This window comes from Methylobacterium sp. WL103, assembly GCF_008039885.1.
GTDB classification, from domain to species: domain Bacteria; phylum Pseudomonadota; class Alphaproteobacteria; order Rhizobiales; family Beijerinckiaceae; genus Methylobacterium; species Methylobacterium cerastii.
Genome location: NZ_VRUX01001022.1, coordinates 1 through 922, shown reverse-complemented (window position 1 = coordinate 922; position 922 = coordinate 1). Strand labels below are relative to the sequence as shown.

The 922-nt window shown below is 75.6% G+C and carries 2 pseudogenes; both read right to left on the bottom strand.

The features are described 5' to 3' along the window. A pseudogene (locus FV222_RS27485) lies at positions 1-307 on the bottom strand (chromosome partitioning protein); the annotation flags it as partial. Further along, positions 304-922: pseudogene (locus tag FV222_RS27480) on the bottom strand (lipopolysaccharide biosynthesis protein); the annotation flags it as partial. The pseudogenes FV222_RS27480 and FV222_RS27485, both read right to left, overlap by 4 nt.

The following is a 922-nucleotide window of genomic DNA, read 5'->3' as shown; positions in this document are numbered from 1 at the left end:
GGTGGACGCCGTCCAGGGGCGCCGCCGCGCCGACGACGATGTCGGCGAATCCCGGCTTGCCCGCAAGGCCGTAGGCGGCGGCGAGCGCGGGCTTGGCCCAGTTCGCCTCGATCAAGACCACGTCGAGGTCGCGTCGGGCATAGAGCCCAGCGAGCTGGCGGCTGAGCGAGGTGACGCCGTCGCCGGCCTGAACCGCGGTGACGCCGATGCGCCGGAGCGGCGGCCCCTCGCGGCGGTTGAGCTGCACCAGGGCCGGCTCGAGCACCGCGCGGTCGGGCACCGCCGGATCGTAGGAGGCGGCGATCATGCGGTGGCTCCACGGAGGCCGGGGGCGCGGGAGCGCCGCGGAGCGGCGCGGCCCTCGTCGCGCAAGGGGAGGGCGGCGAGCACCGGTACCCCCAGCGAGCGCGCCACGTCCGACGCGCTGCGGTAGGTCTGGGCCAGGATCTCGGCCAGCGCGACGTAGGCCAGAGCCGCGACGAGCCCGAGGCCGGCGGCGAGCCCGAGGATCAGCAGGCGGTTCGGCCCACTCGGCAGCCGCGGCGGCACCGCCCGGGCGACGAGCGCGGACGAGGTGACGGACTGCGAATCCAGGCCGGTCCCGGTCGTCAGCTCGTCGATGCGACGCTGGGTCTGGGCGATCTCGTCGGCGAGCAGGCTCTTCTGCTGGCCGAGCCGGCCGAAGGCGAGGGAGGCGTCGCTCTGGCCGATCGCCGCCTGGCGCCGCGACGCCTCGATGTGGGAGATCGCCGCGATCTTCTCGGCGAGCACCGCGAGCCGGGTGGTGTCGGCGCTGATCAGCGCGCGGTACTTTTGCCGGGCGAGCTCGGTGAGGTCGCGGTCGAGGCTGGCGAATTCGGGCGCGGCCGGGCGGAACCGCGTGGCGAGCTCCGAGCGCCGGGTGCGCAGCTCGGCGAAGCGC